The 8,376-nt window shown below is 67.5% G+C and carries 6 protein-coding genes; 2 read left to right on the top strand and 4 right to left on the bottom strand.

Features of this window, described 5'->3' with window-relative positions; genetic code table 11:
- Window positions 1–45: 45 nt before the first annotated feature.
- The 4 genes from VME70_00725 to VME70_00710 all read right to left on the bottom strand — a co-directional run bounded on the left by VME70_00725 (window position 46) and on the right by VME70_00710 (window position 7,101).
- On the bottom strand, window positions 46–2,760 hold the full coding sequence (locus tag VME70_00725; GenBank protein HTW18718.1) for a UPF0182 family protein: 2,715 nt from the start codon (window positions 2,758–2,760) through the stop codon (window positions 46–48).
- A 61-nt stretch (window positions 2,761–2,821) separates the two neighbouring features.
- Window positions 2,822–5,695: a penicillin acylase family protein gene (locus VME70_00720; GenBank protein HTW18717.1), complete on the bottom strand. Its 2,874-nt coding sequence runs from the start codon at window positions 5,693–5,695 to the stop codon at window positions 2,822–2,824.
- Between the two features lie 14 nt (window positions 5,696–5,709).
- On the bottom strand, window positions 5,710–6,441 hold the full coding sequence (locus VME70_00715; protein HTW18716.1) for a class I SAM-dependent methyltransferase: 732 nt from the start codon (window positions 6,439–6,441) through the stop codon (window positions 5,710–5,712).
- Between the two features lie 96 nt (window positions 6,442–6,537).
- Complete coding sequence (locus VME70_00710) at window positions 6,538–7,101, bottom strand: YceI family protein (protein ID HTW18715.1); 564 nt, start codon at window positions 7,099–7,101, stop codon at window positions 6,538–6,540.
- A gap of 100 nt (window positions 7,102–7,201) precedes the next feature.
- On the opposite strand from VME70_00710, the gene VME70_00705 reads away from it, so the two are divergent.
- The gene (locus tag VME70_00705) at window positions 7,202–7,729 is read left to right on the top strand and encodes a MarR family transcriptional regulator (GenBank protein ID HTW18714.1); all 528 of its coding nucleotides are present in this window, start codon (window positions 7,202–7,204) and stop codon (window positions 7,727–7,729) included.
- Complete coding sequence (locus VME70_00700; protein HTW18713.1) at window positions 7,726–8,235, top strand: amino-acid N-acetyltransferase; 510 nt, start codon at window positions 7,726–7,728, stop codon at window positions 8,233–8,235. The genes VME70_00705 and VME70_00700 overlap by 4 nt, the downstream gene beginning before the upstream one ends.
- Window positions 8,236–8,376 lie beyond the last annotated feature (141 nt).

Here is an 8,376-nt window from a genome sequence, read left to right as displayed (position 1 = left end):
CGACCGGCGTACCCGAGTCGACCAAGGCCATCTGTTGAGGCTCCGTCAGGTGACCGGGACGTGCAGGACCTGTGTGAGCGCGGCGGACAATGTCTTGGTGAAGGCCGGCCTTCCATTGCCGTAGATGGCCACGACGTTCTGCAGGATCGGGAACGTCGTGCCGGACCTTGCCTGGGTGTAGATCGGCTCGACGTACAACATCTGACCGGCCAGCGGGATCGTCAGCAGGTTGCCGAGCACGACTCTCGAGTTTCCGCCCCGCAGGAGGGTCAGCTTCTGCGAGACCGTCGGATCGGACTCGATGTCGTTCTGGACTTCCGCCGGTGAGGCCGCGGAACGCCCACTGGTCGGCAGCTCGAGCAGAGTCATCTTCCCGTAGCCGGGCCCCGGCTGGGAGTTGACGACGAGCTCGGCCGAAAGGTTCCGGCTGTTGAGCGTCACCATCGGGCTGGATAGCGCGAACTCCGCTGATGACTCGCCGTCCGGCGACATCGTCATGTACGTCGAGGCGATGGTCGGGGCGCTGACCGTGACCTTCTTGCCCAGCGAGTTGATCCGGGTGGTCGCGGCGACCGTCGGGTCGACCGGGATGTTCCAGAAGTTGCTGCCCGCATAGAACGCGCTCGGGTTGGTCACGTGGTAGCGGGTCAGCAGTAGCCGCTGGACGTCGAACAGGTCTTGCGGGTAGCGAAGATGCGGGAGGAGTGCAGCCGGGATCTTCGACTGCGGTTGCACCAGTCCGGGGAACGCCTTCTCCCAGGTCTGCAAGACCGGGTCCGGCGTCGGCGACTGGTTCCAGGCATACAGAGTGACCTGGCCGGTGTAGGCGTTGACGACCGCCTTCACCGAGTTGCGCATGTAGTTGATCGATGTGCTCGGTTGGGTGACCGACGACCCGTTCGCGGTCAGCGTGCTTGTCGTCGCCGAGCGCAGGTTGATCTGCTGGGAGTCCGGATAGTTGTTCGACGTGGTGTAGCCGTCGACGACCCAGTCGATCTGGCCGTTGACGATGACCGGGTAGACATCACCGTCGAGGGTCAGCCAGGGCGCGACCGCGGCTACCCGCGACCGAGGGTTGCGGATGGTGAGCAGCTGGCTGTCCTTGTTGATCTCGCTGGAGAACAGCAGGCTGAGGCTCTTCGCCTGGTAGGCCTCGACGAACCGGTTGAGCAGCGAGTGCACGGGGATCCCGCCGTCACCGGTGTAGGTGTAGTCCTGCGGTTGGCCGCTCGCGGTTGAGCTCGGCAGGTCGAACTCGCGCGGCTTGCTGCCGGGCGGGGCGCCCACGATCGAGTACGACGGCGACATCTGCCCGAAGTAGATCCGCGGCTGGCTGATCGGTATCGGGCCCTGCTGCGGCAGGCCGTGCTCCGTGAACTTCGGCAGCCCGTCAGACGTGAAGCTGTCGGTCGGAGCAGCGACGACTCCATAGCCGTGGGTGTAGACGAGGTGGGTGTTGGTCCAGGTCTGGCGCGAGCTCGGCAGCCCGGAGAGCGTGAGCTCACGAACCGCGATCGCGACGTCCTGATTGGTTCCATCGATCGGATAGCGGTCGATGTCGAGGGTCGACTTGAAGCCATAGATGCTCTGTACCTGTTGCTTGACGTTGAAGGTGGGGGAGAGCTGGTTCGGGTCGAGCAGACGAATCTGACCGTTGTCGTCGGCCTGGGCCTGCAGCGCGCTTCCGGTCAGGCTCTGCGCACCGGGGTACTGGACGTCGGTCACGTTTCCGGTCAGCCCGAAGGCGTCGCGGGTGGCCTTGATGCCACGCCCGATGTAGGGCAGCTCCACCGACGAGGCGGCGGGCTTCTCGCGGAACTGCTGGACCACGGTCGGCCACGCGACACCGAAGACGGCCGCGCTCACGATCATCACGCCCAGGCCGGCGAACAGCAGGCGGGAGTTGCGGGCATAGATGTCGGCGAAGACCAGCACCGCGCAGAGCGCCGCAATGATCATCAGGACGAACTTGCCGGGTAGCAGGGCGTGCACGTCGGTGTAGGCGGGTCCGGTCACCAGACCGCGGTTGGAGGTGACGAGGGCCAGCCGGTCGAGCCAGTAGGCGAAGACTTTGAGGATCAGGTAGGCACCGATGATCAGGCACAGCTGGGCCCGGACTGCGCGGGTCAGCCGCGGCCCGCTGCCGCGCAACCGCGCTCCGCCGTACATGTACGCCGAAACGAGGACGACGATGAGCGAGGTCGCGACGATCCGGAACAGCAGGGTCAGCACCAGCCGGTGCATCGGGTAGACGAACAGGTAGTACGAGATGTCGCGATGGAACTGCGGGTCCTTCTGCCCGAATGACGTCGCGTGCCGCCACTGCAGCCAGGTCTGCCAGCTGCCGGACGCGCGGGCGCCCATCGTGACGCCGAAGTACAGCACGAGCGCCGCGAACAGCCACCACCGCAACCGCGGCTCGACCCGGGTGAAGTTGTAGCGCCAGCGCTGACGGCCCGGATCGGGACGAAACTTCTTCGGCCGGTAGTGGTGCAGCACGAGCAGGTTTCCGGCAATCGCGATCGCCATCAGGCTGCCGAAGATCGCGAACAGCACGAACTCGGTCCAGAAGATGCGCGTGTAGACGAACTCGCTATGGACCGAACGGAACCACAGCAGGTTCGCGTCGATGCCCGTGAAGCCGTTCAGTGCGTAACGAAGGACGTACGCGGCGACCACGAGGCCGACGAGCACGATGAGCAGCCGACGGATTCGTCGCAGCGCCCGACTCCGCGGGGCATCAAGCGTCGGCTGAGACACCGGCCAACGCTATCAATCCCTTGCTATTCAGTGAGTTTGTCGCTGGTCGTGTCGCAGCCGATCAGACTTTCCGGTGAGCCGGGAACTGAATCACCTGCTGGAAGGTCGGTCGGTTCTGCCAGTTGATCTGCGGCTGGCCGATCAGACCGAACGGCGCGAACTCGATGGCGTCGTACTCAGGCATGGTCTCCTTCTTCTGACCGGTCGCCGTGCGATCGGCGAGCAGCGCGCTGTCCACGGTCCACGAGCTGACCTTCGCGCTGCCGTTCTCCTTCTTCAGGGTTTGGTAGGTCGCGAGCAGCGCGCGGTTGATCGCGCCGCGGCAGCTGGCCGGGCCGCTCGTGCACCACTTCTTCGTGACCACGTGCGTGAACGGGTCAACAGGGTGCTTGCCGTCGAGCTGTTCGAGCACCTTCTCCATGTAGCCTTCCCAGCCGCCGTCGTACGAGCTGCCGTGCTTGGACCCGTTGCCATTCGGCGTGTCGACGAACCCCATCGGCAGGATCCGGTAGCCGCCCGACGTCGGGTTGAAGCCGCCCTTCGCCGTACCCGGCCCGTCGAGGCCGGGACCGGCGAGCAGCCGGTTGAAGACCGACTCGATCAGCCGCGGCTCGAGCTGGTCCATGATCGCGATCGCGGCGTGGTCTTCGTACTGCTTCGCCCCCGCCCAGGATTTGCGCCGGTGTGCACCTGCCTTGTGCCAGGCCGCCAGCACCTTCAACATCGAGGTGACGCCCTTGGGCTCCTTGTGGCCCTTGACGTAGGTCAGCAGGCGCGGCAGCACGGTGAGGCCGGTGAGGTCCTGACTCGCCGCGGTTTCCATCGCCTTGACGACGTCGGCCCGGGTCAGCTTGTCGTGCGTCACCTTCATCTCGTGCTTCAGCTGGGCGACCAGCATCTGCGATCGGTACGACGGGCCGTAGCCGTACTGGTCGTCCGCGGCCGAGAACGCCGGCGCGGGTTTGTTGTTCCAGCTGACGAAGAAGCCTTGCTTCGGATCCGTCTCGTGCACGTGCTTCGAGGCCGGCAGGTAGCCCCGCCACTCCGCGTCGCCGGTGCCCCACGTCGGCAGGTTCGGGTCCGCGTGCTTCGCCCGGATCGGGTCCTTGCCGCTGACGTAGTACGCGATGTGCTTGCTGTCGGCGTAGAACCAGTTGAACGTGTAGCCCACGTCGTGCGCGCCGGCCTCCCAGCCCTTGACGCCGCGGGTGAGCTTCGGCTCCCCCCAGTGCAGGAAGCCGACAACCGAGTCGACGTCATGGTTGAACGTCGAGCGCTGGTCGACAACAGCGACCGGCTTTCCACCGTCGGCGGTCGTCCAGCCCTGTACGACGCCGTGCCGGGTGAGATAGATGTCGTGGTTGATCGGAACGGCGGTTCCGCTCTTCAGGGTGCCGGTGTAGCCGGTCTCGTCGAAGGTCTCGTGCTTCATCGCGACGCACTTGCCCTTGTAGCGGTAGTACTTCTCGGTCGCGGTCGGAGTCTTGCCGTCCGGGTCGCAGACCAGTTCGAGCCGCTGGTCGATCAGGTCGGTGCCGGCCGAGGTGGCCGACCAGGCGTAGTCAACGCCGCGGCCCAGCTCCACCAGGCCCGTGCCGGGGAACGACGCGCCCTCGGCGTGGTACCCGGGCGTCGAGATCTCCTCCTCGGTGAGGATCTGCGGCGAGTAGTACGAGACCTGCGGTCCGAACACCGCGATCGGGTGATGCGCCTTGGTGTCCTTGGCGTCGACCACCAGGGCGTTGCTCATGTCGGACGGCACGCTCCGAAGCGCAGCGATGTCCTTCAGCACCTGCAGGTCCTGTCCGGAGTTGCTGCAGCCGGCGGTCGTGTCCGTGGGACCACCCTTGAGCGCAGCCAGTGGGTGGTCGGGGATGGCGGTCAGCTTGGTGTTCACGTGCTTCGGCATCGTCTCGTACGGGAACTTCTTGCCGACGACCGTCGTCGGCGTGCTCGGGTCGTTCTGCTCCTTGAACTCCCCGAACGCCTCGGCGCCCGCCTTCTTGCCCAGCTTGTGCTGCAGGTAGGTGTAGAGCGCGGAGTTGGCCACCTCGATGCCGCCGCCACGGCCGAAGATGCCGCCGATCAGGCCGGCGACGTCGACGACGTCCGCGGGCGTCCAGTCGGTCGGTGTCGCGGTGGACGTTCCGATGTAGTCGCCGTCGAGCTCTGACGGGTGCGCCTGGGTGTTGGCGATCCAGGCGTTCACGCCGGCGACGTACGCATCGATCATGTTCTTGGCGAGCAGGCCTTGCTTGCCGAACTCCTTCGGCAACGCGTTGACCTGGGCGTCGCCCTGGGCCTGCGAGTAGGGCGCTAGCAGCAGCTGGTCGTGGTCCATCTGCTCGTCGGCGCAGGTCGGCCCCGCAAACGAGCTCAGGTCGCCGGCGCCGTAGTGGCGCAGGACGTCCATGAGGAACAGCCGGTCCTGCGCCTGCGCGTAGCCGGCCCCGAACGCGCCGTCCTCATTGGTCGCGCCGTAGATGTGGGGTACGTCGTGCTGGTCGCGGACGATGACGACGCTGCCCTTGGGATAGCCGGTGGCCGAGGGCTCCTCCTTGCGCAACACGTCTTTCTTCGGTACGCCGAAGGACTCGTCGTCGTAGTACTTGCCGAGCGTGCCGTCGGTGAGCTTCGAGTAGCCGTAGAGCAGCTTCTCGTACTTGCCGAGCTGGTCCTGGCTGTGCGGCGGCCGGGTTCCGTTGATCGCGTATTTGAGCAGCTCGCTTTGGGTAGCGGTTCCGTTCTCACCCGGCGGCAGGATGCTCATCGCCTGTCCGTGGGCGTAGTCGTGCGCGCGGTAGGCCATGCTCGGCAGCGCGAAGTGGGTGGTCGGGCTGGCCGAAGACGCCGGGGCCACGCCGGCCGCGGTGATGGCCAGGGCTCCGGTGGCGAGTACGGCGATGGCGGCGCGGAAGGCAACGGATCGAGGCATGCGCGGCATCGTACTCAGCGGTAGGTCGCCCGCCAGGCCTCGCAGCCGAGCGCGAGGTCGAACCGCCCCGACGGCGCCGCGGCCCGCAGCCGGGCGAGCAGCGCGGCGCGGGCCTCCGGCTCGAGCAGGATCGTTTGGCTGCGGGAGAGCACGAAGCGCTCCAGCCGGTCGGCGTCATACGGCTGGCGATGCAGCAGGAGCCGGCGCTCCACCGCTTCGAAGTGGGGATCCTCGCCGTACGGCGACGGCAGGTTTTCGGCCTCGACGAGGTCGGTCCGCTCCTCGGCCTCGGTGATGTCCGCGATCTCACGGGCGAGATCGTCGGCTGCGTCGAGCATGTTCCACATCAGCACCAACCGGCCGCCGGGGCGCAGCACCCGCCCGGTCTCCGCCAGGGCCGCCTGCTCGTCGAACCAGTGCCACGCCTGCCCCACGTAGATCGCGTCGACCGAGGAGTCGGCCAGCGGGATCTGCTCGGCGGTGCCCCAGATCGCTTCGGCTGCTGCCGGGATCCGGTCGCGCATCTGCTCGAGCGGCTCGACCGCGACCACATCGAAGCCGAGCTCGAGCAGCCCGGCCGTCACAATCCCTGTGCCCGCACCGAGGTCGAGGACGGTACGCGCCCCCGGTGGCGCGCCCCACTCGAGCAGCTCCCGCGGGTAGTGCGGCCGTCCGCCGGCGTAGTTCTCGGCGGCGCTGCCGAACGACGTCCGCCGCCGGTCCCACACCTCGTCGGTCTCACTCATGGCTGCCAGCCTGCCATCCGCTGCGCGCGGCAGTTCGGACAGCACTGGGCGCTGCCCCGAAAGGGACAGCGCCACAGGGTGGTGGGCAGGTTGCGGTCAGGCCTTGCGAACCAGGGCCAGGTCGAACTCGAGCTTGATCTTCTCGCTGACCAGCAGGCCGCCGGTGCCGATCGGCGCGTTGAAGCTGACGCCCCAGTCGGTGCGGTTGATCGTGCCGGCGCCCTCGAAGCCGACCCGGAAGTTGCCCCACGGGTCCACGGCAGCGCCGGTCTTCTCGAAGGTGACGGCAACCGGCTTGCTGATGCCCCGGATGGTGAGGTCACCGGTCAAGACATAGGTGTCGTCATCGGTCTGCTCCGCAGCGGTGCTGACGAAGGTGATGGTCGGGTACTTCTCGACCTCGAAGAAGTCGGCGCCACGGATGTGGTCATCGCGCTGGGAGTTCGCGGTATCGATGCTCGTGGCATCGATCTCGATCCGGGCCGAGCTGTTCGCCACGTTCTCCTCGTCGAGGTGGACGGTGGCGGTGTAGCCGGTGAAGGCGCCGCGGACGGTCGTGACCATCGCGTGCTTCGCGGCGAAGCCGATCCGGCTGTGCGCGGAGTCGAGGTCGTAGTCGCCGGTCACGCTGACCGGAGCGGTGACGGTGGTCGCTGTCATTGCTTGCTCCTTGAATAGTTGTTACCGCAACCAACGCACCCACCCTACGACATATTCCTTGCGATCGCAAATATCCGCGGGATGGCCGTATCCTGAACGCATGGCCACCGAAGGGGGTTGCTCGACCCAGCCGCTGGATGCCGCGGAGATGAGCGCCTGGCACGCGCTGATCCGCGCGCACAGCCGCGTGGTCCGCCGGCTCGAGGCCGAACTCGAGGCCGAGCACGGGCTGTCCCTGCCGGCGTATGAGGTGCTCGCCCACCTGTCCGAGGCCGGCGACCAGCGGCTGCGGATGACCGAGCTGGCCACCCATGCCGTGCTCACGCCGAGCGGGCTGACCCGGCTGGTGGACAAGCTGGCCCGCGAAGGGCTGGTCGAGCGGCAGCGCTGCGGAGCGGATGCGCGGGTGGTCTACGCGGTCCTGACCCCGCTCGGCATGGCCCGGCTGGTCGCGGCGTACCCCACGCACGTCCGGGGCGTCCGCGAGCACTATCTGGACTGGCTGTCCGCGGCGCAGAAGGACGCGGTCTCCGACGCGCTGGGCGAGCTGGCCGGCGCTCGGTGCCGGGAAGCCGAGCAGGCCTGCCTCGAGGCCGAGCTCGCCGCCGACGTCCCCGTCACCGCGTGACGCTCACGCTCCGCCCGGCGCGTACCTCCGACGTCGCGCTGATCCGCCGGCTCGTCGACCTCTACGCCCCGAAGGGCGTCCTGCTGGACAAGCCGACGGTCACGCTTTACGAAGACGTGCAGGAGTTCCTGGTCGCCGAGGTCGACGGAGTCGGCGTGGGCTGCGGGGCTTTGCACGTGCTCTGGGCCGACCTTGCCGAGGTACGAACGCTCGCCGTCGACCCGACCTGCCAGCGTGGCGGGGTGGGGCACGCGTTGCTCGAGGCCCTGCTCGACCGGGCGCGGGCGGTCGGTGTGAACCGGGTCTGCTGCCTCACCTTCGAGGTGGACTTCTTCGCCGGGCACGGCTTCCGCCCGTTCGAGGCCAGCGCGGTCGAACCCGCGGTCTACGAGGAGCTGCTCCGCTCGTACGACGAAGGCGTCGCGGAGTTCCTCGGGCTGGAGCACGTCAAGCCGAACATCCTTGGCAACACCAGGATGCTGCTCGACCTGCGCGGCGGGGGCTGAGCGCGCCCCCACCAGCGGTCAGGCGGTGTCCATCACCCAGAACGCCTCGGCCAGCCGGCCGTCCGGCATCCCGGCGGCCTTGGCGTTGGACCCGAGCCACCAGCGCAGCAGCCGGTCGAGGTCGTCGGGGCTCTTGATCTG

This window comes from Mycobacteriales bacterium, assembly GCA_035504215.1.
Lineage (GTDB): Bacteria > Actinomycetota > Actinomycetes > JAFAQI01 > JAFAQI01 > DATAUK01.
This window is presented reverse-complemented; position numbering and strand designations above follow the sequence as displayed.

Excerpts from the sequence above, each read along its gene's own strand:
- VME70_00720 (HTW18717.1), bottom strand. The coding sequence starts at position 5,695 with ATGCCTCGATCCGTTGCCTTCCGCGCCGCCATCGCCGTACTCGCCACC.
- VME70_00715 (HTW18716.1), bottom strand. The coding sequence starts at position 6,441 with ATGAGTGAGACCGACGAGGTGTGGGACCGGCGGCGGACGTCGTTCGGC.
- VME70_00710 (HTW18715.1), bottom strand. The coding sequence starts at position 7,101 with ATGACAGCGACCACCGTCACCGCTCCGGTCAGCGTGACCGGCGACTAC.
- VME70_00705 (HTW18714.1), top strand. The coding sequence starts at position 7,202 with ATGGCCACCGAAGGGGGTTGCTCGACCCAGCCGCTGGATGCCGCGGAG.